The sequence below is a fragment of the Cupriavidus sp. 30B13 genome, assembly GCF_049059565.2.
Classification (GTDB): domain Bacteria; phylum Pseudomonadota; class Gammaproteobacteria; order Burkholderiales; family Burkholderiaceae; genus Cupriavidus.
In genome coordinates this window covers 69,298-94,179 of the sequence record NZ_CP188224.1, presented here as the reverse complement: position 1 = coordinate 94,179, position 24,882 = coordinate 69,298, and the positions used below count along the sequence as shown (strand labels likewise).

The window sequence follows — 24,882 nt, the reverse complement described above, 5'->3', positions numbered from 1 at the left end:
CGGGCCACCGGCTCAAGACAACAAGAATGCGCCTGAACCATACACCACGCTTGCCCGCGCGCACCCGACTGGGCGCCATCCTCGCGTTTGCCATGCTGGCGGCGCAACCCGCCGGCGCCCAGGGCGCCGTCCAGCCGGATACCGGCCGCGACACGGTCGCCGCGCAGGCGCCCGCGGCAGCGGCCGCCGCGCCGCGCACCGGCAGCCGCACGGTGCAGTTCACGCTCAAGCAGCTCGGCGCCGACGGGCCCTTCCAGTTGCGCGGCGTGGACGCCATCAATGGCGTGCCGTTCTCGATCCGCGCCGACGAGGTGGTGACCGCCGCCCGGCTCAAGCTGCGCTATACCTATTCGCCGGCGCTGATCCCGGCGCTCTCGCACATCAACGTGATGGTCAACGGCGAGGTGGCCGCCACCGTGCCCGTGCCCAAGGAGAGCGCGGGCACCAGCCTGGAGCGCGACATTGCCATCGAGCCGCGCCTGGTCACCGAGTTCAACCGGCTCAACCTGCAGCTGATCGGCCACTACACCACCGAGTGCGAGGACCCGTTCCACTCCAGCCTGTGGGCCACGGTGGGCAACAGCAGCGTGCTCGAGCTGACGGTGGCGCCGGTGGCGCTGGCCAACGAGCTGTCGCTGCTGCCGCTGCCGTTCTTCGACCGCCGCGACATCAGCCGGCTCAGGCTGCCGTTCGTGTTCGCGGGCGCGCCGTCGGCGGCCACGCTGGAAGCCGCGGGCGCGGTGTCGTCGTGGTTCGGCGCGCTGGCCGGGTACCGCGGCGCGTCGTTCGCCGCGCTGCTCAACCAGGTGCCGGCCAGCGGCAACGCGGTGGTCTTCGTCACCAACGAGGAAAAGCCCGCCGGCGTGCCGGTGCCCGCGATCGGCGGCCCGTCCGTCGCCGTGGTGCCCAATCCCGGCGACGCCAACGCCAAGCTGCTGCTGGTGATGGGCCGCGACAGCGCCGAGCTCAAGACCGCCGCGCGCGCGCTCACGCTGGGCGCGCGCGCGCTGTCCGGGCAGAGCGCCACCATCGCCAGGTTCGACGAGGTGGCGCCGCGCGCCCCGTATGACGCGCCCAACTGGATCCGCAGCGACCGCCCGGTGCGCTTCGGCGAGCTGGCCGAGGTGCGCGACCTCAACGTCTCGGGCTACAACCCGGACCTGGTGCGGGTGAACTTCCGCCTGCCGCCGGACCTGTTCGGCTGGCGCAGCAAGGGCATCCCGGTCGAGCTCAAGTACCGCTACACGCCGCGCCCGGTGGTGGACAAGTCCACCCTCAACGTCAACGTCAACCGCCAGTTCCTGCGCGCCTACGCGCTGCGCTCGGTCAAGAACCAGGACGGCCGCGCCAGCCAGCTGCTGGCCAAGGTGCTGCCGGACGGCTCGGTGCCGGTGCGCGAGCGCCTCGAGCTGCCGCTGTTCATGCTGCCGGCGCAGTCGCAGCTGCAGTTCCATTTCTACTACGACTACCTCAAGCAGGGCGCCTGCAAGGACGTGATGCTCGACAACGTCAAGGGCGCCATCGACCCGGACTCGACCATCGACGTTACCGGCCTGCCGCACTTCATCGCGCTGCCGGACCTGGCGGTGTTCGGCAACAGCGGCTTCCCGTTCACGCGCCTGGCCGACCTGGCCGAGACCGCGGTGATCCTGCCGGACAAGCCCGGCGCGGAGGACTACACGGCCTATCTCACGCTGATGGGGCGCATGGGCGAGTCCACCGGCTACCCCGCCACCGGCGTGGCCGTGGCCGCCGCGGCGCAGGTCGCCCGGCAGGCCGCGCGCGACCTGCTGGTGATCGGCACCACGCAGAACCAGCCGCTGTTCACGCAGTGGGCCGAGCGCATGCCGGTCTCGCTGGCGGGCGACGAGAAGCGCTTCGCGCTGACCGACATGGTCTCCACGGTGACGGGCTGGTGGAACGGCGCCGACGGCACGCGCGACCGCCCGGTCGAGACGCGCCTGTCGCTCGCCAGCGCCAGCACCGATGCCGCGCTGAGCGCGTTCGAGTCGCCGCTGGCCTCCGGGCGCAGCGTGGTGGCGCTGGCCAGCAACGCGCCGCAGGGGCTGCAGGCGATGACCGAGGTGCTGCTCGATCCGGACCAGGTCACCCGCGTTCAAGGCAGCCTGGTGCTGGTGCACGGCAAGGAAGTGGACAGCCTGGCCGCCGAGCAGCGCTACTACGTGGGCAAGCTCCCGCCGTGGACCTATGTGCAGTGGTGGCTGTCGCAGCGGCCGCTGGTGATGGTGCTGATGACCGGGGGCGCCGCGCTGCTGCTGGCGGCGCTGCTGTTCCTGACGCTGCGCGCGCGCGCCAGCCGGCGCAAGCAGGGAGTGCAGGCGTGACGGTGAACCGGCCGCGCCGCCGCTGGCTGGCTGGCCTGCCGGCGCTGGGCGCCATCGGTGCGCTTGGCGCAACGGGCGTGCTCGGCACGCTCGGCGGCTGGCCCGCCACCGTTTCCGCAGCCGTTTCCGCCACCGTTTCCGCCACCGTTTCCGCCGCCTGCCCGTGGCCGCTCTACCAGCAGTTCCTGTCGCGCTTCGTGCAGGAGGACGGCCGCGTGCTTGATCCGTCCACGCGCGAGCAGCACAGCACCTCGGAGGGCCAGTCCTACGGCATGGTGTTCGCGCTGGTCGCCAACGACCGCGCCACCTTCGACCGCCTCTGGCAATGGAGCATCGCCAACCTCGGCGCGGGCAGCCTGCAGGACAAGCTGCCCGCGTGGCAGTGGGGCCGCCGCAGCGACGGCTCGTGGGGCGTGATCGACGCCAACGCGGCCGCCGACGCGGACCTGTGGTTCGCGTTCGCGCTGCTGGAGGCCGCGCGCCTCTGGCGCCAGCCGCGCTACGCCGCGCAGGCGCGCGCGCTGCTCGCGCTCGCGGCGAAACAGGAGGTGGTGCCGCTGCCGGGCTTCGGCGCCATGCTGCTGCCCGCGCCGCAGGGGTTTGCCGAAGGCACGGAAGACGGCCCGCGCCAGTGGCGCCTCAATGCCAGCTACCTGCCGGTGCCGCTGCTGCGCCGGCTCGCCGGCGCCGACCCGTCGGGGCCGTGGGGCACGCTGGCCGCGCAGGCCGGCAGGTTCGTGGAGGCGGTGGCCAGGCAGGGCATCGTGCCGGACTGGTCCGCCTACCGGGCAGACCAGGGCGGTACCGGTTTCCTCACCGATCCGGTCAAGGGCGACGTGAGCAGCTACGACGCGATCCGCGTCTACCTGTGGGCCGGCATGACGCCGCGCGGCGACGCCGCGGGCCGCGTGCTGATGAAGGCGCTGGCGCCGCAGGCGCAACGCATGGCGGGACGCGCCGCGCCGCCCGAGCGCATGCATGCCGACAGCGGCGCGCTCGAAGGCGACGGCCCCGCCGGCTTCTCCGCCGCGCTGGTGCCATTCCTGCAGGCGGCCGGCTCGCCGGCCGCGGCGGCGCAGCGCGCGCGCGCGGAAACCATGATCGACGCCGGCGGCAAATCCGCGGCCACGTATTACGACACCGTACTAGGACTATTCGGCCTCGGCTTTGCCGAAGGCCGCTACCGGTTCGCGCCCTCGGGCCAACTGGAGCTGGAGTGGGAGAAGACATGCAGAACCGCAAGCGCCCGGCCGTGAACGGACGCGCGACCTCTTGTACGCAGGAGCAGGGCGCCGGCAAGCTGCGCGCGAAGACGCTCGCGCTGAGCCTGCTGGCCGCGTTCGCCACCGCCGCCGCCGCGCAGGAAGACCCGGTCCGGCTGCTGGTGGACCAGGGCAAGTACTGGCAGGAGCGCGGCCGCGGCGACCGCGCCGCCGAAGCGTGGCAGAAGATCCTGCGGCTCAACCCCGGCCAGCCCGATGCGCTCTACGGCATGGGCGTGGCCGAGGCCGAAGCCGGCCGCGCCGACAGCGCGCGCGGCTATCTCGAGCGCCTGAAGAAAGCCCAGCCCGGCTCGCCGCAGATCGCGCGCCTGACACAGATCATCGACGGCGGCGGCGCCGGCCAGCAGGTCGAGCAGGCGCGCCAGCTCGCGCGCAGCGGCCAGAGCGAGGAAGCGGTCAAGCGCTACCAGCAGGCCGCCGGCGGCGCCGCGCCGCAGGGCGACCTGGCGCTGGAGTACTACCAGACCCTGGGCGGCACCGCGCAGGGCTGGGACGAAGCGCGCAAGGGCCTCGAACAACTGGCGCGCGCCAATCCGTCCGACAACCGCGCGCAGCTCGCGCTGGCGCAGCATCTCACTTACCGCGAGGCCACGCGCCGCGAAGGCATCCGCCAGCTCGAAGCGCTCTCGAAGGGCACCGACGTGGCCGGCCCCGCGGCGCAAAGCTGGCGGCGCGCGCTGACCTGGCTGGGGGGCCGCCCGGCCGACGCGCCGCTGTACCAGGCCTGGCTGGCCGCGCATCCGGACGACGCCGCCATCCGCGCCAAGCTCGACGCGGTCAAGGCGCAGCAACAGCAGGAGGCCACGCGCGTGGCCGGCGCCGGCGCCAACCCGGCGCGCCAGGTCGTGCAGCAGGGCTTCGACGCGCTGGATGCCGGCGACCTGGAACGCGCCGGCGAGCGCTTCCAGGCCGCGCTGGCGCAGCGCCCCGACGACGCCGACGCACTCGGCGGCATGGGCGTGCTGCGCCTCAAGCAGGAGAAGTTCGCCGAGGCGGTGGACTATTTCGACCAGGCCGCCCGGCGCGGCGCGGGCACGCGCTACCGCGCCGCGCAGAACAGCGCCACCTACTGGCTGCTGTCCGAGCAGGCCGCCGCCGCGCGCAACGGCGGCAACCGCGCCGAGGCGCGCCGCCTGCTCGAGCGCGCCATCAAGCTCGACGCGCGCGAGCCGTCCGCGCAGGTGGCGCTGGCCGACGTGATGGCCGAGGACGGCCAGTACGCGCAGGCCGAGGCCGCCTACCGCCGCGTGCTGCGGCAGCAGCCCGATAATCCCGATGCCACGCGCGGGCTGGTGGGCGTGCTGTCGGCGCAGGACAAGAGCGCCGAGGCGCTCGCCATCGTGCAGGACCTGACGCCCGCCCAGCAGGAAAAGATGGGCTCGCTGGGCCGGCTGCGCGCCGACGAAGCGCGCGGCCAGGCGCGCGCGGCCCTGCAGCGCGGCGACACCGCCGGCGCGCGCCGCGCGCTGGAAGACGCCATGGCGGCCGACCCGACCAGCCCGTGGGTGCGGCTCGACGCGGCGCGCACCTACGCGGCGATGGGCCTCAAGGAACAGGCGCGCGGCATCATGGACGGCCTGCTGCTGTCCAACCCCAACATGCCCGACGCGCTCTACGCCAGCGCGTTGCTGAGCGCCGAGACCGGAGAGTGGCAGGCCGGGCTCGACGCGCTCGAGCGCATCCCGCCGCAAAGCCGCACGCGCGACATGGGCACGCTGCAGCGCCGCCTGTGGGTCCATGCCGAGGCCGAGCGCGCCAGCGGCCTGGCCGCCGCCGGCCAGCAGCCCGCGGCGCTGGCCGTGCTGCGGGACGCCGAGCGCTACGCGCAGCAGGACGCCGACCAGCTCGGCGCGCTGGCGCTGGCCTACGCCGATGCCGGCGACGAGCCGCGCGCGCTCTCGCTGATGCGCAGCGTGATGAGCCGCACGCCGCGGCCCGACACCGGCATGCAGTTGCAATACGCCGCCATCCTGCTCAAGACCCGCCAGGACGTGGAGCTGGCCGGCGTGCTGCGCCAGCTCGGCGGCGCGGCGCTCAGCCCGCAGCAGCGCAAGGACTACGACGACCTGCGCGTGGCGTACATCGTGCGCCAGGCCGACGCGCTCACCGAGAGCGGCGACCTCGTGGCCGCCTACGACATGCTGGCCCCGGCGCTGTCCGAGCGCGGCGGCAACGGCGCGGTGCGCGCCAGCCTGGCGCGCATGTACGCCCAGGCCGGCGACAACAAGCAGGCGCTGTCTCTGTACGAGAGCGTGCTGGAGAAAGACCCGCGCAACCTCGACCTGATGCTGGCCGCGATCGGCACCGCCACCGCCGCCAAGGAATACGGCTGGGCCGAGGGCACGCTGCAGATGGCGCTGGCGCAGGCGCCGACCTCGCCCAAGGTGCTGACCGCGGCCGGGCGGCTCTACCGCGCCGAGGGCAAGACCTCGCGCGCGGCGGAATACTTCCGCGCCGCGGTGGCGGCCGAGGCCGCCGCCGGCGCGCCGCCGGGCGGGCGCCCGGGCGGGGCCGGCTTCGACCGCGTGCCCTCCAACCCCTTCGTCGGCCTGCCGGGCCAGCGCACCGCTTCGCAATTGCCGCCGCCCGGCTCGCAGGCACCGTATCTCGCGGTGCCGGCGCCCACGGTCGCGCCCGCCGCGCTGCCGGTGGCGATGAACGCCGGCGCCCAGGCGTACGGCCAGCCTTACATCCCGGCGCCGGCCGGCAGCGCGCCCGCCGCGGCGCCCGCGCTCCAGCCGCCGCAGGCGTACTACCCGCAACCGGTGCCCGCGCCGCTGCGCGCGCCCGCCACTGCCACCGCCACCGCCACCACGCGCGGCAAGGCGGCGCCGGCCGGCAGGACGGCCGGCGCGGCGCCGGGCTACGGCGCCTATCCGGCGGCGCAGGACGCGCAGCCGGCGGCCCAGTATCCGGTCCCTCAGGCGGCGCCCTATGCGGCCCAGTATCCGGTGCCGCAGGCCGCGGCGGCTCCCGCGGTGCCGGTCGCGCCGGCCACCGCGCCGGCGCGCCAGCCGTTCGGCGCGCAGGCGCGCGCGCCGTGGCTGGCCGACGCGGACTCGCAGGCCAACCCGACCGGCCCCCGGACCGCGCAGCAGGAACTCAGCGAGATCGAGTCGCAGCGCGCCGGCACGCTCGCCGGCGGCCCCATGCTGCGCGGGCGCAACGGCGACTCCGGCATGAGCCAGCTCACCGAGATGCAGGTCGTGGCCGAAGCCAAGATGGCGGCCGGCAACGGCAAGCTGGTGGCGCGCGTGACTCCGGTGGCGCTGGACAGCGGCTCGGTCGGCGGCGACTTCAACAGCGCCTCGCGCTTCGGCGGCGGGCCGCTGGCCTACGGCGTGAACGGCGCGGCCGTCAACCTGGCCGGCACGCCGCTGCAATCGGCCTCGGCCGGGCCGCAGAACGCCTTCGGCGTGGCGCTCGGCGTGGCCTACGAATCGGAGCGCTTTACCGCCGACCTGGGCAGCACGCCGCTGGGCTTCCGCTACACCGACGTCAATGCCGGAGCCAGGCTCAACCTGCCGCTGAGCCAGCGCACCACGCTCTCGCTCGGCGCCTCGCGCCGGCCGGTGACCGACAGCCTGCTGTCCTACGCGGGCGTGCGCGACGAGCGCACCGGCCTGCAGTGGGGCGGCGTGATGAACAGCAGCGCGCGCGCCGATCTCGGCTGGGACGACGGCTTCTTCGGCCTGTACGGCTACGGCGGCTACGGCCTGCTGACCGGCCACGACGTCAAGCGCAACACGCGCTGGGAAGGCGGCGGCGGCTTCTACCTGCGCGTGATCGACAGCCCCGACCAGCGCCTCATGAGCGGCGTCAACTTCACCTCGATGGGCTACGCGGACAACCTGCGCTATTTCACCTTCGGGCAGGGCGGCTATTTCAGCCCGCAGACCTACTTCGCGGTGACGGTGCCGCTGTCGCTGACCGGGCGCAGCGGCCGGCTGGCCTACAATGTGCGCGGCGCGCTGGGCATGCAGGCCTTCCGGGAGGACGATTCCAACTACTTCCCCACCGATGCGGCAGCCCAGTCGGCGGCCAACGCGGCGGTGGCCGCGGCCAACGCCAAGAACCTGACCAGCTCGACCAACGCGGTCTACCAGGGCCAGTCGAAGACCGGCCTGGCCTACAATCTGGTCGGATCGGTCGAATACCAGGCGGCGCAGCAGCTTTACGTGGGCGGCCTGCTCGGGCTCGACAATGCGCGCGACTACCGCCAGTGGTACGCCGGCGTCTACGTGCGCTACGCGCTGCAGCGCCAGACCGGGCCGATCGCGTTCCCGCCGGCGGCGCCGCAATCCGCGGTCGGCCCGCTGCCGTTCTGAACGCAGGAGGCGCCGGCCACAATCAATGCTTAGAGAAAGCGCGCGGCCACGCGGCGCGCGCGAAGGAAGTGAATCATGGGTGAAGCAAAACGCCGGGGCAGCCAGGCAGAACGCGCGGACCAGGCCCGCGCAAAACTGGCGGCCTTGCGGCCCGCCCAGCTGGTGTGCGGCTCGTGCAAGACCGCCTTCGGCACCTTCGACGCCATCGACGCGCCCAACCTGCGCGGCATCGACGCCGTGTTCGGCGGCCAGTGCCCGAACTGCGGCAACGATGTGCTGGTGTTCAAGGGCGAGCCCAACGCCGTGGCCGATGCCATGGTGGCCTGGGAAAAGATGATGGGCGCCGACACCAAGCTCGGCTACCAGTCGCGCGACGGCAAGCACGTGCCGTTCGAGGGCGAATAAAGGCCACTCCGGCCGTTCTGTCCGTTCCGGCCCCGCCCGGCGGCGCGCTTCACGCGCCCCGGCGCGGCGGCGCCATGCGCCGCACCGCGGCCCAGAACAGCGCGCGGACCTCGCGCTCCTGGCAGGCCGCGACGGCGGCGCCGCAGCGCTCGATGACGCGCGGCGCCAGGCGCAGCGAGGTCTCGGCGGCGCAGGCCACCAGCACCACGGCGTCGCGCACGCGGTGCTCGTCGAGCGAGCGCGCCAGCAGCGCGGCGTGGGCGCGGCGGTAGGCGTCTTCGGGAAACACCGAGTTCCGGCACGCCGAGCGCGACAGGCTGGCCGACTGCGCCCGCACTTGCAGCAGCAGCGCGTCCGCGCCGGCGCGGCGCGCACTGGCCCGGGGGCGAGACTTGTCCATCGGCGGCGCCGCTCAGTCGAGCCGCGCGCCGACGCGCTCGACGATCACCCGCCACATGGCGGTGTCGCGCGTGATCGCGGCGGCAAGCTCTTCCGGCGTCGAGGGGCGCGGCGTCATGCCGAGCGCTTCGAGCTTGGCGCCCAGCTCGCCCTTGAGCGCCGTGGTCACGATGTGGTTGACGCGCTCGACGATGGGGCGCGGCGTGCCCGCCGGCGCGAACAGCGCGTACCACGTATCGGACTCGAAGCCCGGATAGCCGGACTCGGCCACGGTCGGCACGTCCGGCAGCGCGGCCACGCGCCGGCGCGTGGTCACGGCCAGCGCCTTGACGCTGCCCGCCTTGATCAGGGTATAGACCGCGGGCACCTGGTGGAACATCGACTCGATCTGCCCGCCCATCAGGTCGGAGACGGCGGCCGACGACTGGCGGTACGGCACGTGGACGATGTCGATGCCGGCCACGCGCTTGAACTGCTCGCCGGCCAGGTGCATCGAAGTGCCGTTGCCGCTGGAGCCGAAGTGCACCGTGCCGGGCTTGCGGCGGGCCAGCTCCACGTAGTCCTTGAGCGAATTGACGGGCAGGTTGTTGTTGACGATCAGCACGTTGGGGATGTCCGCGAGCAGCGTCACCGGCGCGAAGTCCTTGACCGGGTCGAACGGCAGCTTGCGGTACAGCGAGGCGTTGATGGCGTGCGTGCCGGCCGTGCCGAGGTAGAACGTGTAGCCGTCGGCGGGCGACTTGGCGGCCGCGTCGGTGCCGATGTTGCCGCCCGCGCCCGGGCGCGGCTCGACGATGACGGCCATGCCGGTCTCCGCCGTGATGCGCTCGCCGATCTGCTGCGCGAGATAGTGCGTGGCGGCCGCGGGCGAGAAACCGTGCAGGATGCGGATCGGCTTGGCCGGCCACGCGTCGCCGGCGGCCAGCGCCGGGCCGCAGAGCAGCGGCACCAGCAGCAGCGCGGCCAGCGTCTTGCAGGATGCCGCGGCCCGCCGCGCGAGGTGGAATGGTGAAGGTGATCTCATCTGTCTGTCTCCTGTGTTGTCGTTGTTCGCCGTTCTTTGTTCTTTGTTCTTTGTCGCCGTTCCTGCGTTCCTGCGTTCTTGCGTTCTTGTCGCGGTTGCCGCCGTCTCAGCCGAACGCGTCCACGCCGGTCAGCTTCTTGCCGATGATGAGCTGGTTGATCTGGGTGGTGCCGTCGGGGATGGTCAGCATCCGCGCGTTGCGGAAATGCCGCTCGGCCGGGAATTCGCGCGTGAGGCCGAAGGCGCCGTGGATCTGGATCGCCCGCGAGGTGATCCGCTGCGCCGCCTCGGTGGTGAACGACTTGGCGATCGACGCCTCCAGCTCGCAGCGCCGCCCGGAGGCCAGCGCCGCCAGCGCGCGGTACACCAGCAATTGCGACGCGGCCAGGTCGGTGGCCATTTCCGCCAGCATGCCCTGCACCAGCTGGTGGCCCGCGATGGGCTTGCCGAACTGGGTGCGCTGGGTGGCATAGGCGATCGATTCCTGCAGCGCGGCGTGGCCGATGCCCAGCGCCAGCGTCGAGACGAAGCAGCGCGAGCGGTCGAAGCCCTTCATGGTCTCGCGCAGGCCGGCGCCGGGCGCGCCGAGCATGTTGTCGGCGGGCACCACCACGTCGTCGAGCACGATCTCGCACATGGGCCAGCTGTTGAGGCCGAGCTTGGGCATGTCGCGCACGGCGAACGGATGCTCCTCCCGGTCGAGCAGGAACATCGAGAATTCCTGCTCGCCGGTGCGCGCCATCACCAGCACGAAGTCGGCCACGGTCGCGTTGGAGGTCCACATCTTCTCGCCGGTGATGCGGTAGTAGGCGCCGTCGCGCACGGCGCGCGTGCGCATCTCGCGCACGCTCGATCCCATGCCAGGCTCGCTGATGGCCGAGCAGCCGATCAGGTCGCCGGCGATCAGCCCCGGCAGGTAGCGCGCCCTGACCGCCTCGCTGCCGTTGTCGTGCACCTTCAGCGCGGCGCCTTCGGCCACCCAGGCCAGGCCGGCGGTGTCGGGCGTGTGGCGCGACAGCATCTCGAACAGCAGGCCGCTGGTCAGGAAGTCATAGCCGGGGCCGCCGCTGGCCTGCGGGATCCATCCCGAGCCGACGCCGTAGGGCGCCATGCGCTTGATCAGCGCGTGCGCGACGTCGCGCGGGAACGGATGGTCGCGGTGCGGCGCGGCCAGCGGCGCGATCTCGCGCGCCACGAAGCGCGCCCATCCGTCGAGCGCCATTGCCTGTTCTTCGGTCGGTTCAAAGTTCATGTGCTTGCCTTGTGGGAATGGGGGCGCCGGCGTCCGGGGCCGGGACGAAGGTGGCCGCGACGGCGCCGCCGTCCTGCCGGCGCAGGTGGATGTTGCCGCGCCAGCGGGCATCGTCGCGCGCCGGGAAATCGGTGCGCTGGTGCGCGCCGCGGCTTTCGCGGCGCATCAGCGCGGCGCCGAGGATGGCGCCGGCGGCATCGGCCATGCGGCGGGCCGTGATGCGCGCGAGCAGCGTGGCCAGGTCGGCGCCGCCGCCGGCGCGCAGCTGGCCGCGCAGCGCCGCGACGCTGTCGCGCGCGGCCGCGAGCTGCGCGCCGGTGCGCCAGATGCCCGCCGCGCGCGACAGCGCGTGCCGTATGGACTGCCGCGCCGCGTCGGCCTGGCCGGGCGGGCCGGCGTCGCCGTGGCCGAGGCCCGCGTCGGCCAGGCAACGGCGCGCCGCGGCGGCCGCGGCCGCGGCCTGCCACGGCGGCAGCGAGGCCGCGTCCTCGGCGGCGGAGCTGCCGGCGAGCGCGCCGAACACCAGCGTGTCGGTGCAGCCGTTGCCGGCCAGGCGGCTCGCGCCGTGCACGCCGCCGGCCGCCTCGCCGCCGGCATAGAGCCCGCGCACGCCGGTCCAGCCGCGCGCGTCGATGGCGATGCCGCCCATCATGCTGTGCGCGGCCGGCGCCACCAGCGGCGCCGTGCGCGCCGGGTCGACGCCGGCGCGGCGCAGGCGCGCGCAGTGCGAGACGTAGCTTTCGAGCTTGTCCGGCGGCACCACGGTGGTGTCGAAGCGCACGCCGCCTTCGGGCCAGCCGCGGCCCGCGTCGATCTCGCGCTGGATCAGCATCGCCATGCGCGCCTTCTCCATGCCGCGCTCGCCTTGCGGGTGCTCGCCGCTGGCCAGGAAGCGCTCGCCGCGCGCATTGAGCAGGCGCGCGCCGTCGCCGAGCATGGCGGTCGGCATCTCCATGCCGCGGCAGGCGGGCGGCCACACCGTCACCACCGGCTCGAACTGCACGAACTCCATGTCCATCAGCGCGGCGCCGGCGTCGAGGGCCAGGCCGTAGGCGTCGGCGTTGACGTCGGCCGGATAGGTGCTGTCCTCGTAGAGCCGGCCGATGCCGCCGAGCGCGATCACCACGGCGCGCGCGCCGCATGCCACCAGCCGGTCGCTGTGCGGCTTCCACAGCAGCGCGCCGGCCACGCGGTCGCCGTCGCGCAGCAGGTCGACCACCTGGTGCCCGGCGATGGCCTCGATGCCGATGGCGCGCGCATGGCGGATCAGCGCGCTCATGGCGGCGCGGCCGGTGCCGCCGGGCACGAAGACGGAGCGCGCGCAACTGTTGCCGGACAGGTGGCGCTGCGCGAAGGGCCCGTGCGCGCCCTGGCGCGAGAACGGCACGCCCAGCGCGACCAGTTCCTCGAACGCGGCCGCCGCGTGCTCGGCCAGGTGGCGCGCCAGCGGCGCATGGTTCAGGCCGCGGCCGCCGCGCAGGGTGTCCTCGTAGTAGGTGGCGCTGCTGTCGCCGGGCGCGTCGGCCGTGGCCGCGCCGATCGGCGCGTTGAAGCCGATGATGTGCGGCGAGGCGCCGTGGGCGCGGTACGCCATCACCACGCGCAGGCGCGCATCGCGCTGCTTGGCGGCGATCGCCGCGCGATACGCGCCCAGCCCGCCGCCCAGGACCAGCACGTCCGCGGGGACATGGGCGGGCGGATTGCTCTTGCCAGTGCACGACATATTTTCATCGACCTCGCTTGGTGGATTTCGCAGGGAGCCATTCTGTGGCGCTTATCGTGCAATCTCAAACGATGTATAGTTGCCCGATCATGAGTTAATCGCATAACCCGGGACATCATGGGCTGGCAACTTCCTTCCCTGGCCGCGCTGCGCACGTTCGAGGCCGCGGCGCGCCATCTGAGCTTCACCAAGGCGGCCAGCGAGCTGAACCTGACGCAGAGCGCGGTCAGCCGGCAGATCCGCGTGATGGAGGACTACCTCGGCGTGCTGCTGTTCGAGCGCGTCAAGCAGCGGCTGGAGCTGACCGAGGCCGGGCGCTCCTATGTCGGCGAGATCAGCGTGGCGCTGGAGAAGATGCAGGCCGCCACCGTCAACCTGATGGCCAACAAGGGGCGGGGCGGCATCCTCGGGCTGGGCACGCCGCCGGCGTTCAGCGTGAAGTGGCTGATCCCCCGGCTCGAGGCCTTCAGCAACGCGCACCCGCAGATCCTGATCAACCTGGCGACCCACAACAAGCCGTTCGACTTCGAGGCCGAAGGGCTGGACGCGGCGGTCTACTTCGGCAACAACGACTGGCCCGGCGTGCTGTCCGACCCGCTCATCGGCGAGGAGGTGGTGCTGGCCTGCTCGCCGGCGTACCTGCGCGCGCAGCCGCCGCTGGCGCGGCCCGCGGACCTCGCGCGCCACGTGCTGCTGCAGCAGACGCGCCGGCCGAAATGGTGGAAGGACTGGCTGGACGCCAAGGGCGTCGACATCAACGCGTGGGTGGGCCCGCGCTTCGACCATTTCTACATGATCATGCAGGCCGCGGTGGCGGGGCTGGGCGTGGCGCTGTTGCCGCGCCTGCTGATCAGCGAGGACATCGCCGCAGGCCGCCTCGTGATCCCGTTCGAGTCGCCTTACCGCAGCGCGGATTCGTATTGCCTGGTCTATCCGGCCGCGCGCCGCACCGACCCCAAGTTCGAGGTCTTCCGCGCCTGGCTGCTGGCGCAGGCGGCCGCCGCGCGCGGCGAGCTCAGATGACGCGGCTCTCGCGCAGCGACGCCACTTCCGGCGCGGCCATGCCCAGCCAGTCCTGCAGGATCTCGGCGCTGTGCTCGCCGAGCAGCGGCGGCGCGGTCCAGTCCGCTTCCACCGCGAAGGCGGAATACTTCGCCGCCGCGCCGAGCTGGGGCAGCTCGCCGTAGCTCGGATGCACCACGTGCTGCAGCATCTGCCGGTGCAGCACCTGGCGGTGGCCGAAGACCTGGGCGACGTCGTTGACGGGCGCGCACGGCACCTTGCAGGCATCGAGCGTGGCGATCAGGTCCTGCGTGCGGTGCGCGGCGACCTCGGCGTCGAGGATCGCGTACAGCGCGTCCCGGTTCTGCACGCGCGCGGCGAGATCGGCGAAGCGCGCGTCGCCGATCAGGTCGGCGCGGCCCAGCGCGTGCGCGAACGCTTCGAACAGGTTCTGGTAGCCGGCGCCCACCACGATCCAGCCGTCGGCGGTGCGGAAGGCCTTGTACGGGGCCTGCTGCGCGTGCTCCGAGCCCCATTTGCGCGGCACCTCGCCGGTCAGCAGGTATTCGAGCGCGGCATTGGCCAGGAACGCCACTTCGCCTTCCAGCAGGCTGGTCTCCACCTTCTGCCCCCGCCCGGTCTGGCCGCGGTGGAGCAGGGCGGCCAGCACCGCCGCGTGGCAGTTCATGCCGGCGATGATGTCGAATGCCGAGGTGCCGAGCTTGACCGGGTTGCCGCCGGGCTCGCCGGTAATGCTCATGTAGCCGCCTAGCGCCTGGATGGTGAGGTCGAACGCGCCCTGGCGCTGGTCGGGCCCGTCGGCGCCGAGGCCCGAGATGGAGGCGTAGACCAGGCCGGGGTTGTCCGCGCACAGTTCCTCGTAGCCGAGGCCCAGCCTCGGCATGACGTCGGGGCGGAAGTTTTCCAGCACCACGTCCGCGCGGGCGCACAGCGCCCGCGCGATCTCCTGCCCGCGCTGGCTGCGCAGGTCCAGCGTGAGCGAGCGCTTGTTGCGGTTGGCCGCGAGGAAGGTCACGCCGATGCCGTGATGGAACGGCGGGCCCTGGGTGCGCAGCGGGTCGCCGGCGCCCGGCATCTCGATCTTGATGACTTCCGCGCCCAGGTCGGCCAGCAGCATCGCGCAGTACGGGCCGGCGAACACGCGGGTGAAATCGACCACGCGCACGCCGTGCAGCGGCTTGCCGCCCGGAGCGGGCGCGGAGGGAGGGGCGGGAGCGTGCTGCGGCGACGATGACATGGCGTCCATGAGGAAAGGGGATGGACGCATTCTGGGCACGGGCGGGACCCGGCGCAAACGATGCCTGCTCACAGGCGCATGAGCTAATGTGATGACCATGGGCGGCGCTGCCGCCGCGCCCGTCCCTGGTCCCTAGGCGTCGGAGGTGTCCTGCGGGCCGGCGCCGCCGGCCTCCTCCAGCAGCTCCGGCGGGCCGATCTCGAAGCGCCCGCGGCCAGCGGCCTTGGCGCGGTAGAGCAGGGTGTCGGCCTGGCGCATCAGTTCCTGGTCCGGCATCGGCGCGCCCCGGTAGAGCGCCACGCCGATGCTCACGTCCACGTCGGCGAACACGCCGTCGATGAAAAAGCGCCGGCTGACCGATTGCACGATGGCCTGGGCGATGCGCCGCGCGTTGGCCGCGGCGCCGATGTCCTCCAGCACCACGGCGAACTCGTCGCCGCCGAGCCGGGCCACCGCGTCGCGCTCGCGCACGCAGCGCTGCAGGCGCCGCCCGAACGCCTGCAGCAGCAGGTCGCCGGTGATATGGCCGTGGAAATCGTTGACGGCCTTGAAGCGGTCCATGTCCAGGTAGAACAGCGCCATCAGGCGGCCGCCCTCGCGGCTGCGCGCCATGGCCGCCTGCAGCAGCGACTCGAACGCGCTGCGGTTGAGCAGCTGGGTCAGGTGGTCCAGGCGCGAGATGCGCGACAGCCGCATGGTTTCCAGCTTGCGCTGGGTCACGTCCTGCACATGCACGTGCACGCCGATCACCTGGCTGCCCTCGGCATTCCATTCCGGGCGCAGGCTGGTTTCCATGCAGCGGTACTCGGGGTCGCTGTCTTCCGCCTCGAAGGTCACCGCGGTGCCGCCCAGGGCCTTCTGCAGGAACGGCCGCGCGCGCGCGTAGCGGGCCTCGCCGATGACCTCGCGCACGGTCATGCCGCGCAGCTGGTTCAGCGGGATGCCGAAGGTGCGCTCGTAGGCGGCGTTGTTGAACAGGTAGCGCTCCTCGGTATCGACGAAGCCGAGCAGCGCGGGCAGGGTGTCGGTGACGGCGCGCAGCTGGCGCTCGCTCAGGTCGAGCTGTTCGCGCCGCTCGCGCAGGTCGCGCATGAGCTGGCCGAAGGCGCGCGCCAGGTCGCCGATCTCGTCGCGCTGCTGGGCCGGCAGGCGCTCGTAGGCGGCGAGGTCGTGCGCGCTCTCGCGCACCACCTGCCGCAGGCGCATGAGCGGGGCCAGCAGGTGCCGCACGGTCAGCCAGATCATCAGCGCCACCCCCGCCAGCGCCAGCAGCGCCAGCCCGAGGAAGCGCGCCTGCATGGCGTGCAGCGGCGCGAAGGCCTCGCGCGCGGGCAGTACCGCCACCAGTTCCCAGCCGGTGCTTTCCAGCAGGTAGCGCGAGATCAGCGGCCGCTCGGGCGAGAGGAATTCGATGCGGCCGTTGCGGTCGTCCACGCCGCAGGTGTCGCCCATCGGGCGGGCCGGCTGCATGGCCCTGGCCGGATCGGGGTGGCGCACGTAGACCGGCGTGCGCCCGGCCGAGACCAGGCAGTAGAAGCCGGTGGTGCCGAGCCGGTTGTGCGTGATCTCCACCAGGAAGTTGGCGCTGGCCAGGTCCAGCCAGCCGCCCAGCAGGCCGCGGAATTCGCCGCTGGCCGAGAGGATCGGCACCGCCACCAGCACGCCGGTGGCGCCGTTGGTGCGGGCGCGGATGGGAGGGGAGACCACCGGCTCCAGCGTGCGCGCGGCTTCGCGGAAGTAGTCGCGGTCGGCGACGTTGACCGGCACGCCCGGCTGGGCCAGCACCTGGCCCTGGGCGTCGGCGATCATGTAGGAATTGAAGGTGCCCGGGATCGGGATGCGGTTCTCCAGCAGGCGGCGCAGCGCCGGGCCCGGCAGCGCCAGCCGGTCCGCCAGCTGCGGCGCCAGGTGCGCCAGCAGCGTGATGCGGTCTTCCATGGCGGTGTCGAGCTGGCTGGCGGCCAGCTTGACGATGGAGTCCTGCTGGTCCTGCAGCGCGGCGCGCAGGTCGTCGTGGGCGTAATAGAGCGAAGCCAGCACGATGCCGGTACCGAGCACGGCGGCCAGTGCCGTGGTGATCAGCGCGAGACGCGCCTTCAGGGAAAGCGGAAGGAATGACATGCGAGCCGGCGGAGTCGGGGGATGGCGCGAGCCTTCCGGCCGGCCTGCCCCGCAGGGCTGCCGGGAAATCCGGCTTCGACAGGGTTGCGGGTGCGGCAACCCTACCACAAGCGCCAGCCGGGCGCGAGTCCGGCGTGCGCCTTTCGGCCGGGCGGGCGGGTGCGTGTGGCGCCGCACGTTGCGCCGGGGTGGCGGGGCTGGGCGAGCCCGGGCGGCCAAGGTATAGTGCCTCGTAGCCCTGCAGCGGCAGGGTGCGGCACCGAGGGCTTCCATCCGCGCCTGGACCCGACATGAAACTGCCCTCACTTTCGCCCGTCCTGCTGTCCCTGCTGGTCGCCGCCGCCGGCGCGCTGGCCACGGGCGGCGCGTGGCACGGCATGCGCACGCTCGAGCGCGAGGCGGCGCGGGCCGACTTCGACGGCTACTACGCGCCGGTCTTCTCCGCCCTGCAGCGCCGCCTGCAGGAAAACGAGCAGTTGCTGCGCGGCACCACCGGCCTGTTCGCGGCCGAGCCCGGCGCCACCCGGGCGCAGTGGCGCACCTACCTCTACACCGCCCAGCTCGACGACCTGCCCCCCGGCACCCATTCGATCGGCTTTGCGCGCCTGACCGCGCCGCGCGACCTCGAGCGCCTGGCGGAGACCATGCGCCGCGAAGGCCTGCCGGTGTTCGAGGTCTACCCGCGCGGCGCGCGCGAGCAATACGCGCCGATCGTCTTCGTCGAGCCGTTTGCCGGGCGCATCACGCGTGGGCTCGGCTACGACATCCTTTCCGAGCCGGCACGGCGCGCGGCGGCCGAGGCCGCCCGCGATAGCGGCGAGGCGCGCCTGACCGCCGGCCTGGAGCTGGTGCGCGAGAGCGAGGCGCAGGCGCCGCAGCGCGGCGCGGTGCTCTACATGCCGGTGTACGGCAACGGCATGCCGCTGAACACCGCCGCGCAGCGGCGCCAGGCGGTGGCCGGCTACGTCTATGCCTCGCTGCGGCTCGACGACCTGCTGCGCGGCGTCGGCCTGCCCGCGGCGGGGGCGCTTTCGCTGGCGCTCTACGACGGGCGCGAGATCGCGCCGGCCGCCTTCCTGGCCGGCGACGCCGAGCCCGCCGCCGGCGGGACGCCGCCATCGGCCACACAGTTCGCGGTGGATCGCGAACTGGCGTTCGGCGGCCGCGTGTGGACCCTGCACGGCGCCGCCACGCCGGCCTTCGAGGCCGCGCACCGGCCGCGCCGCGCGCTGCTGGTGCTGGCGGGCGGCCTGCTGGCCTCGGTGCTGATGGCCTGGCTGGTGCTGGTGCTGTCGCGCCAGCAGCGCCGCGCCTGGCAACTGGCGGTGCGGGCGCGCCAGGCGCGCCAGTCCGACGGCGCCTTGCAGCGTGCCGGCCTGGCCAGCGCCACCGACGCCTTCATCGTGTGCGATGCCGGCGGACGTATCCAGACCGCCAGCCCCGCCGCCACGGCGATGTTCGGCAAGGCGGCGGACCAGTTTGCCGGCGCCGCCATCGCCACCTTGCTGCCCGACGCGGCGGCGCTGGCCGCCGGCGGGCCGCAAGCCCGGCTCGACGCCGCCGCGCGCAAGGCCGACGGCACGGTGTTCCCGGCGCGCGTGACGGCCGTGCCGGTGCCGGCGGCCGGGGCCGGCCGCGTGCTGTGGACGGTGACCGACCTGAGCGTGGTGCGCCGCGCCGAACTGGCGGCGGCCGAGCAGGCCGAGCGCAGCGCGCGCGTGATCGACCACACCGCGCTGTGCGTGATCACCTTCGACCGCGACGGCCTGGTGAGCGGCATCAACCGCGCCGGCCAGCGCATGCTGTGGTACCAGGCCAGCGAGGTGGCCGGGCGCATGCGCTATCTCGATTTCCTCGACCCGGACGAAGTGGCCGCGCGCGCCGCCACGCTGACCAGCGAGCTGGGCGAGCCGGTCGCGGCGGGCCTGCCGGCGGTGACCGGCAAGGCGCGCCTGGGGCTGGCCGACGAACAGGAATGGACCTACGTGCGCAAGGGCGGCTCGCGGCTGCCGGTGCAGCTGACGCTCACGGCGCTGCCCGGCACGCCGGCGGCGGGCGCCGCGCACGGCGGCGCGGCGCTGGACGGCGGCGGCTACCTCGCCATCGCGCACGACCTGACCGAGCGCAAGCGCGCCGACGAATACATCCGGCACCTGGCGCACCATGACGCGCTCACGGGCCTGCCCAACCGCGCCCAGCTCCACGCGCGCACCGAACTGGTGCTGCAGCGCGCGCTGCGCAAGGGCGAGCGCATCGCGCTGCTGCTGCTGGACCTGGACCAGTTCAAGCGCATCAACGAGTCGCTCGGCCACCATATCGGCGACGAGGTGCTGCGCATCGTGGCCGACCGCCTCAAGGCCGCGGTGCGCCACGCCGACCTGGTCGCGCGCATGGGCGGCGACGAGTTCGTGGTGGTGCTCGACGCCATCGCCCAGGACAGCGAGGCCGAACTGGTCGCCGCCAAGATCCTGGCGCGGCTGTCGGAAGAGCTGCGGCTGGGCCGCCAGCGCCTGCGCCTGACGCCGTCGATCGGCATGGTGCTGTGCCCCGACGACGGCGACAACCTCGCCGACCTGCTCAAGAACGCCGACGCCGCCATGTACACGGCCAAGCGCCGTGGCGGCGCGCAGCTCAGCCGCTTTTCCAGCGAGATGGCGGAAGCCTCGATGGCGCGCTTCACCATCGAAGGCCTGCTGCGGCGCGCGCTGGCCACGCATGCGTTCAAGCTGCGCTACCAGCCCATCGTCGACGCCGCCACGCTGCGCATCGCCGGCGTGGAAGCGCTGATCCACTGGGACACGCCCGAGCGCGGCGTGATCCCGCCGGCCGAGTTCATCCCCATCGCCGAGCAGAGCGGGCTGATCATGCCGCTGGGCGAATGGATCCTGGCCACCGCCTGCCGCGAGATCCAGCAATTGCGCAGCAAGCTGGGGATGGAGCTGGACGTGGCGGTCAACATCTCGCCGCTGCAGTTGCGCCAGGCCGGTTTTCCCGCCATGGTCAAGCACTGCCTGGAGGCGGCGGGGCTGCCGGCGCGGGCGCTGACCATCGAGGTCACCGAGGGCATCCTGATCGAGGGCGGCAGCAAGACCATCGAGACCTTCGAGCGCGTGCGCGCGCTCGGCGTGGGCTTGTCGATCGACGATTTCGGCACGGGCTATTCCGGCCTGAATTACCTGACGCGGCTGCCGATCGACAAGCTCAAGATCGACAAGTCCTTCGTCGACGACGTGGCGCACGACGAACACCACCAGGCCGTGGCCGCGGCCATCATCACGCTCGGCCACCAGCTGCACCTGCAGGTGGTGGCCGAGGGCGTGGAGTCGCCGGCGCAGTTCGCCTTCCTGCGCGAGCGCGGCTGCGATGCCGTGCAGGGCTACCTGTTCTGCCAGGCGCTGCCGCTCGGCGGCCTGATGGAAATCTGCGCGGCCGGCGGCGAGGCCGTCATGCAGGCGCGCACCCAGCGGGTGGCATCCAACCAGTAAGCCAGGCGGCGGCCCGCGCGCCCGCCCGCAAATCCGCCAATGCCGGCATCGGCATTCTTTGCCTGCCTGCCACATGACTGGCACGCACCGTCCCTAACATGCCCCCTGTCATCATGGCATCAAGGGTCGGTCATTCATGCAAGCAGGTGAGTCCGCGCCGGGGCGCGCGTTCCTGGCGGTCGAGCAGGTCGGCAAGCGCTTCGGCGGGGCAGGCGGTTTCCAGGCGCTGGACGGCGTGTCGCTGTCGGTGGCGCAGGGCGAGCTGCTGTGCCTGCTGGGGCCGTCGGGCTGCGGCAAGACCACCTTGCTGCGCATCATCGCCGGCCTCGAGCGCGAGGACACCGGCCACATCCACGCCGGCGGCCGCGAGCTGACCGGCCTGCCGCCGCAGGCGCGCGACTACGGCATCCTGTTCCAGTCCTACGCGCTGTTCCCCAATCTCACCGTCGGCCAGAACGTGGCCTACGGCCTGCAGGGCCGCGGCATGGGCCGCGTCCACCGCGACGCGCGCGTGCGGGAAATGCTGGCGCTGGTGGGCCTGGACGGCAGCGAGCGCAAGTTCCCCGGCCAGCTTTCCGGCGGCCAGCAGCAGCGCGTGGCGCTGGCCCGCGCGCTGGCGCCGGCGCCTTCGCTGCTGCTGCTCGACGAGCCCATGTCCGCGCTCGACGCGCGCGTGCGCGAGCACCTGCGGCTGGAACTGCGCCAGCTGCAGCGGCGCCTGAACGTCACCACCGTGATGGTCACGCACGACCAGGACGAGGCCATGGCGATGGCGGACCGCATTGCCGTGATGGACGGCGGGCGCATCGCCCAGGTCGGCACGCCCGGCGAGATCTACGAGCGTCCGGCCTCGGCCTTCGTCGCCGAGTTCATCGGGCAGGCCAACTGGCTGTCGGGCCGGCGCAGCGGGCGCGACACCTTCAGCGTGGGCGAGGTCGAGCTGGCGGTGTCGCCGTCGCGCGCCGGCGACGCGCCGGAGCACGCCACGCGGCTGTGCTGCCGCCCGGAAGCGGTCCGGCTGCATCCGGCCGAGGGCGAGCCCAACCGACTGCTGGCCCGCATCGTCGACGAGACCTACCTCGGCAGCCGCTACCGGCTGATGCTGGAGGCGGACCGCCTGCCCGGCACCACGCTGTTCGCCGACGTGCTGCGCGAGGAGCGCCACCTGCTGCCGGCGGCGGGCAGCCACAAGTTCTGGGTAGCGCTGCCCAGCCAGGCGCTGCAGGTGTTCGCATGACGCGCGCCGTACCCGTGGCGGCCCCCGCCGCCGCGCCTTCCCTGCGCGGCGCGGCGGGCCTGGCCGCGCGCCTGGCCCACGGCGCGCCGGCGGGCATGAAGTGGCTGTGGCTGGCGGCCCTGGCGGTGGCGCTGGCGCTGCCGCTGGCCGCGCTGTTCGGGCAGGCGTGGTTCGACGACGCCGGCCGCTGGGCCTTGCCCGCGCGCGTGGCGGAGCTGGCCGCCAATCCCAATTTCGTGCCGCTGCTCGGGCGCAGCCTGGCGGTCTCGCTGACCGTGGCCGCGCTGGTGGTGCCGCTGGCCTTCGCCTTCGCCTACGCGCTGCAGCGCTCGCGCATCGCCTTCAAGCCGCTGTGGCGCGGCATCGCGCTGCTGCCGCTGTTCGCGCCGTCGCTGCTGCCGGGCATCGCGCTGGTCTACCTGTTCGGCAACCAGGGCGTCTTCAAGGCCGTCTTCGGCGCGGGCGGCATCTATGGCTTCTGGGGCATCGTGCTGGGCGAGGCCTTCTATACCTTTCCGCATGCCCTGATGGTGCTGATGGCCGCGCTCTCGCTGGCCGACGCGCGCCTGTACGAGGCCGCGCGCGCGATGGGCGCGTCGCCGTGGCGCACCTTTTGCACGGTGACGCTGCCGGGCGCGCGCCATGGCCTGTTCGGCGCGGCCTGCCTGGTATTCACGCTGGTGGTGACGGATTTCGGCGTGCCCAAGGTGGTGGGCGGCGGCTACCCGGTGCTGGCGCTGGAGGCCTACAAGGCGGTGGTGGGCCAGCAGCAGTTCGCGCGCGGCGCGCTGATCGGCATGCTGCTGCTGTTGCCCGCGCTGCTGACCTTCGGCGTGGACATCGCCATGCAGCGCCGCCAGCGCGCGCAGATGTCGAGCCGGGCGCAGGTCTACGTGCCGGGCCGCGACCGCCTGCGCGACGCGGCCTGCATGCTGGTGGTGGCGGCGGTCGGCGGCGCGCTGCTGACGGTGCTGGCCGCGGCGGTGGGCGCTTCGCTGGTCAAGCTGTGGCCGTACAACCTGCAGCTCACGCTGGCGCACTACGACTTCGACAACATGGACGGCGGCGGCTGGCTGGCCTACCGCAACAGCCTGAAGATGGCGGCGCTGACCGCGCTGGCCGGCACCGCGGCGATCTTCCTCGGCGCCTGGCTGACCGAGCGCACGCGCGGGCCGGCCTGGCTGCACGGCGTGCTGCGCGCCGGCTTCATGCTGCCGATGGCCGTGCCCGGCCTGGTGCTCGGCCTGGGCTATGTGTTCTTCTTCAACGCGCCGGCCAATCCGCTGCACGCGCTGTACGGCACCATGGCCCTGCTGGTGCTGTGCAACGTGGCGCATTTCTACACCACCGGCCATCTCACCGCCGCCGCCGCGCTGCGCCAGCTCGACGGCGAGTTCGAGGCCGCGGCGCTGTCGCTCGGCGTGGCGCCGCTGGTGACGTGCTGGCGCGTCACGGTGCCGATCTGCCTGCCGGCGCTGCTCGACATCTTCCGCTACCTGTTCGTCTCGGCCATGACCACGGTGTCCGCGGTGGTCTTCCTCTACAGCCCCGACACCGTGCTGGCCGCGATCTCGGTACTGAACATGGACGACGCCGGCGATACCGCCCCGGCCGCGGCGATGTCCACGCTGATCCTGCTGACCTCGGCGCTGGCCTGCCTGCTGCTGCTCGGCGCCGCGCGCGGCTGGCTGCGCCGCACGCAGGCGTGGCGCGCGCCGGCACCCTGAGCCGCCCGCACGGATTTCCGAACCCGAGTCCAAGAACCCGAATCACCGCATCCGCGGCAAGCATCCCAAGGAGAAACCATGCCTCATCCGTTCCGCACCGCCTCCGCCGTGGCCGCCTTCGCGCTGCTGGCCGGCGCCGCCCATGCCAACACCGTGCTGACCGTCTACACGGCGCTCGAGGCCGACCAGATCGCCGCCTACAAGGCCGCCTTCGAGAAGGTCAATCCGGACATCGAGATCAAGTGGGTGCGCGACTCCACCGGCATCGTCACCGCCAAGCTGCTGGCCGAGAAGGCCGCGCCGCGTGCCGACGCGGTGTGGGGCCTGGCCGGCTCCAGCCTGGCCATCCTCGACAAGGAAGGCATGCTGCAGCCGTACGCGCCGAAGAACCTGGCGGCCGTGGACGCGCAATACCGCAGCGCCGCCAACCCGCCGGCGTGGGTCGGCATGGACGTATGGGGCGCGGCGATCTGCTTCAACACCGTCGAGGCGCAGAAGCAGGGCCTGCCCAAGCCGGCCTCATGGGCCGACCTGACCAAGCCCGTGTATGCCGGCAAGATCGTCATGCCGCATCCGGCCTCGTCCGGCACCGGCTACCTCGACGTGAGCGCCTGGCTGCAGATGATGGGCGAGCAGAAGGGCTGGTCCTACATGGACGCGCTGCACAAGAACATCGGGCTGTACACGCACTCGGGCTCCAAGCCATGCAAGATGGCCGCGCAGGGCGAGTTCCCGATCGGCATCGCGTTCGAGTACCGCGCCATGAAGACCAAGAAGGAAGGCGCGCCGATCGACATCGTGCTGCCGTCCGAAGGCCTGGGCTGGGACATCGAGGCCACCGCCATCGTCAAGGGCACCAGGAACCTGGAAGCCGCGCGCAAGCTGGCCGACTTCTCCGCCTCCAACGAGGCCATGGCGCTGTACGAGAAGAATTTCGCGGTGCTCGCCATCCCCGGCATCGCCAAGCCGGATGCCCTGCTGCCGGCCGACTACGAAAAGCGCCTGATCAAGAACGACTTCGCCTGGGCCAGCGGCAACCGCGACCGCATCCTGGCCGAGTGGAGCAAGCGCTACGAAGGCAAGGCCGAGAAGAAGTAAGGCAGCGAGTAAGGCAGCGGGGCGGCGCCTCCGGCACGGGGAGCCGCCCCGCTGCCACAGGCCAGGAGGCCCGGCGGGCAGCGCGTTTCGGCGCCGGCTTGTCCGGGCTTTTTGCTCTCTTTTGCTCTCTGGAGGCCGGCGACCGCGGGTGTGCGCCCGCAGAAACGGGTACGCCGGCGCCGCCAGGGACGCCTC

Annotated in this window: 15 protein-coding genes; 9 read left to right on the top strand and 6 right to left on the bottom strand. The window is 72.8% G+C overall.

The window, feature by feature from the left end:
• Positions 1 to 26 precede the first annotated feature (26 nt).
• From bcsB to ACKI2N_RS19785, 4 genes are all read left to right on the top strand, one after another.
• Entirely contained in the window at positions 27 to 2,345 is a 2,319-nt protein-coding gene (gene bcsB / locus ACKI2N_RS19800) for a cellulose biosynthesis cyclic di-GMP-binding regulatory protein BcsB (RefSeq protein ID WP_420998166.1), read from the top strand.
• Entirely contained in the window at positions 2,342 to 3,601 is a 1,260-nt protein-coding gene (gene bcsZ, locus ACKI2N_RS19795; protein ID WP_420998164.1) for a cellulose synthase complex periplasmic endoglucanase BcsZ, read from the top strand. The genes bcsB and bcsZ overlap by 4 nt, the downstream gene beginning before the upstream one ends.
• On the top strand, positions 3,574 to 7,956 hold the full coding sequence (locus ACKI2N_RS19790; RefSeq protein ID WP_420998163.1) for a cellulose synthase subunit BcsC-related outer membrane protein: 4,383 nt from the start codon (positions 3,574 to 3,576) through the stop codon (positions 7,954 to 7,956). The genes bcsZ and ACKI2N_RS19790 overlap by 28 nt, the downstream gene beginning before the upstream one ends.
• A 75-nt stretch (positions 7,957 to 8,031) precedes the next feature.
• Positions 8,032 to 8,361: a hypothetical protein gene (locus tag ACKI2N_RS19785; RefSeq protein ID WP_420998162.1), complete on the top strand. Its 330-nt coding sequence runs from the start codon at positions 8,032 to 8,034 to the stop codon at positions 8,359 to 8,361.
• A gap of 49 nt (positions 8,362 to 8,410) precedes the next feature.
• Here ACKI2N_RS19785 and ACKI2N_RS19780 read toward each other — a convergent pair whose 3' ends face one another.
• From ACKI2N_RS19780 to ACKI2N_RS19765, 4 genes are all read right to left on the bottom strand, one after another.
• Positions 8,411 to 8,761 carry a hypothetical protein gene (locus ACKI2N_RS19780; protein WP_420998161.1) on the bottom strand — a complete coding sequence of 117 codons (351 nt, stop codon included), beginning with the start codon at positions 8,759 to 8,761 and terminating at the stop codon, positions 8,411 to 8,413.
• Between the two features lie 12 nt (positions 8,762 to 8,773).
• Positions 8,774 to 9,784: a Bug family tripartite tricarboxylate transporter substrate binding protein gene (locus tag ACKI2N_RS19775; protein WP_420998160.1), complete on the bottom strand. Its 1,011-nt coding sequence runs from the start codon at positions 9,782 to 9,784 to the stop codon at positions 8,774 to 8,776.
• Positions 9,785 to 9,890: 106 nt separating this feature from the next.
• Complete coding sequence (locus ACKI2N_RS19770) at positions 9,891 to 11,036, bottom strand: acyl-CoA dehydrogenase family protein (protein ID WP_420998159.1); 1,146 nt, start codon at positions 11,034 to 11,036, stop codon at positions 9,891 to 9,893.
• A complete protein-coding gene (locus ACKI2N_RS19765) occupies positions 11,026 to 12,759 on the bottom strand; it encodes an FAD-binding protein (protein WP_426990920.1) in 1,734 nt (577 codons plus the stop codon). The genes ACKI2N_RS19770 and ACKI2N_RS19765 overlap by 11 nt, the downstream gene beginning before the upstream one ends.
• A gap of 117 nt (positions 12,760 to 12,876) precedes the next feature.
• Between ACKI2N_RS19765 and gcvA the strand changes: the two genes are divergently transcribed.
• Positions 12,877 to 13,782 carry a transcriptional regulator GcvA gene (gene gcvA, locus ACKI2N_RS19760; protein ID WP_420995814.1) on the top strand — a complete coding sequence of 302 codons (906 nt, stop codon included), beginning with the start codon at positions 12,877 to 12,879 and terminating at the stop codon, positions 13,780 to 13,782.
• Here gcvA and ACKI2N_RS19755 read toward each other — a convergent pair.
• Positions 13,775 to 15,049: a CaiB/BaiF CoA transferase family protein gene (locus ACKI2N_RS19755; protein WP_420995812.1), complete on the bottom strand. Its 1,275-nt coding sequence runs from the start codon at positions 15,047 to 15,049 to the stop codon at positions 13,775 to 13,777. The two genes, gcvA and ACKI2N_RS19755, sit on opposite strands and share 8 nt — an antisense overlap.
• A 102-nt stretch (positions 15,050 to 15,151) precedes the next feature.
• The gene (locus tag ACKI2N_RS19750; RefSeq protein WP_420995810.1) at positions 15,152 to 17,140 is read right to left on the bottom strand and encodes a diguanylate cyclase domain-containing protein; all 1,989 of its coding nucleotides are present in this window, start codon (positions 17,138 to 17,140) and stop codon (positions 15,152 to 15,154) included.
• A gap of 290 nt (positions 17,141 to 17,430) precedes the next feature.
• Here ACKI2N_RS19750 and ACKI2N_RS19745 point away from each other — a divergent pair, with 290 nt between their 5' ends.
• The 4 genes from ACKI2N_RS19745 (at position 17,431) to ACKI2N_RS19730 (ending at position 24,687) form a co-directional block, all read left to right on the top strand.
• The gene (locus tag ACKI2N_RS19745; RefSeq protein ID WP_420995808.1) at positions 17,431 to 20,625 is read left to right on the top strand and encodes a bifunctional diguanylate cyclase/phosphodiesterase; all 3,195 of its coding nucleotides are present in this window, start codon (positions 17,431 to 17,433) and stop codon (positions 20,623 to 20,625) included.
• Between the two features lie 136 nt (positions 20,626 to 20,761).
• Complete coding sequence (locus tag ACKI2N_RS19740; RefSeq protein WP_420995806.1) at positions 20,762 to 21,862, top strand: putative 2-aminoethylphosphonate ABC transporter ATP-binding protein; 1,101 nt, start codon at positions 20,762 to 20,764, stop codon at positions 21,860 to 21,862.
• Entirely contained in the window at positions 21,859 to 23,589 is a 1,731-nt protein-coding gene (locus tag ACKI2N_RS19735) for a putative 2-aminoethylphosphonate ABC transporter permease subunit (RefSeq protein WP_420995805.1), read from the top strand. The genes ACKI2N_RS19740 and ACKI2N_RS19735 overlap by 4 nt, the downstream gene beginning before the upstream one ends.
• A gap of 78 nt (positions 23,590 to 23,667) precedes the next feature.
• Positions 23,668 to 24,687 (top strand): putative 2-aminoethylphosphonate ABC transporter substrate-binding protein, encoded by a 1,020-nt coding sequence (locus ACKI2N_RS19730; RefSeq protein WP_420995804.1) that lies wholly within the window; start codon positions 23,668 to 23,670, stop codon positions 24,685 to 24,687.
• Positions 24,688 to 24,882 lie beyond the last annotated feature (195 nt).

Bases quoted from the DNA above. Each gene is read 5' to 3' on its own strand.
- bcsB (WP_420998166.1), top strand. From the start codon at position 27: ATGCGCCTGAACCATACACCACGCTTGCCCGCGCGCACCCGACTGGGC.
- ACKI2N_RS19790 (WP_420998163.1), top strand. From the start codon at position 3,574: ATGCAGAACCGCAAGCGCCCGGCCGTGAACGGACGCGCGACCTCTTGT.
- ACKI2N_RS19785 (WP_420998162.1), top strand. From the start codon at position 8,032: ATGGGTGAAGCAAAACGCCGGGGCAGCCAGGCAGAACGCGCGGACCAG.
- ACKI2N_RS19780 (WP_420998161.1), bottom strand. From the start codon at position 8,761: ATGGACAAGTCTCGCCCCCGGGCCAGTGCGCGCCGCGCCGGCGCGGAC.
- ACKI2N_RS19775 (WP_420998160.1), bottom strand. From the start codon at position 9,784: ATGAGATCACCTTCACCATTCCACCTCGCGCGGCGGGCCGCGGCATCC.
- ACKI2N_RS19770 (WP_420998159.1), bottom strand. From the start codon at position 11,036: ATGAACTTTGAACCGACCGAAGAACAGGCAATGGCGCTCGACGGATGG.
- ACKI2N_RS19765 (WP_426990920.1), bottom strand. From the start codon at position 12,759: ATGTCGTGCACTGGCAAGAGCAATCCGCCCGCCCATGTCCCCGCGGAC.
- gcvA (WP_420995814.1), top strand. From the start codon at position 12,877: ATGGGCTGGCAACTTCCTTCCCTGGCCGCGCTGCGCACGTTCGAGGCC.
- ACKI2N_RS19755 (WP_420995812.1), bottom strand. From the start codon at position 15,049: ATGCGTCCATCCCCTTTCCTCATGGACGCCATGTCATCGTCGCCGCAG.
- ACKI2N_RS19750 (WP_420995810.1), bottom strand. From the start codon at position 17,140: ATGTCATTCCTTCCGCTTTCCCTGAAGGCGCGTCTCGCGCTGATCACC.
- ACKI2N_RS19745 (WP_420995808.1), top strand. From the start codon at position 17,431: ATGAAACTGCCCTCACTTTCGCCCGTCCTGCTGTCCCTGCTGGTCGCC.
- ACKI2N_RS19740 (WP_420995806.1), top strand. From the start codon at position 20,762: ATGCAAGCAGGTGAGTCCGCGCCGGGGCGCGCGTTCCTGGCGGTCGAG.
- ACKI2N_RS19735 (WP_420995805.1), top strand. From the start codon at position 21,859: ATGACGCGCGCCGTACCCGTGGCGGCCCCCGCCGCCGCGCCTTCCCTG.
- ACKI2N_RS19730 (WP_420995804.1), top strand. From the start codon at position 23,668: ATGCCTCATCCGTTCCGCACCGCCTCCGCCGTGGCCGCCTTCGCGCTG.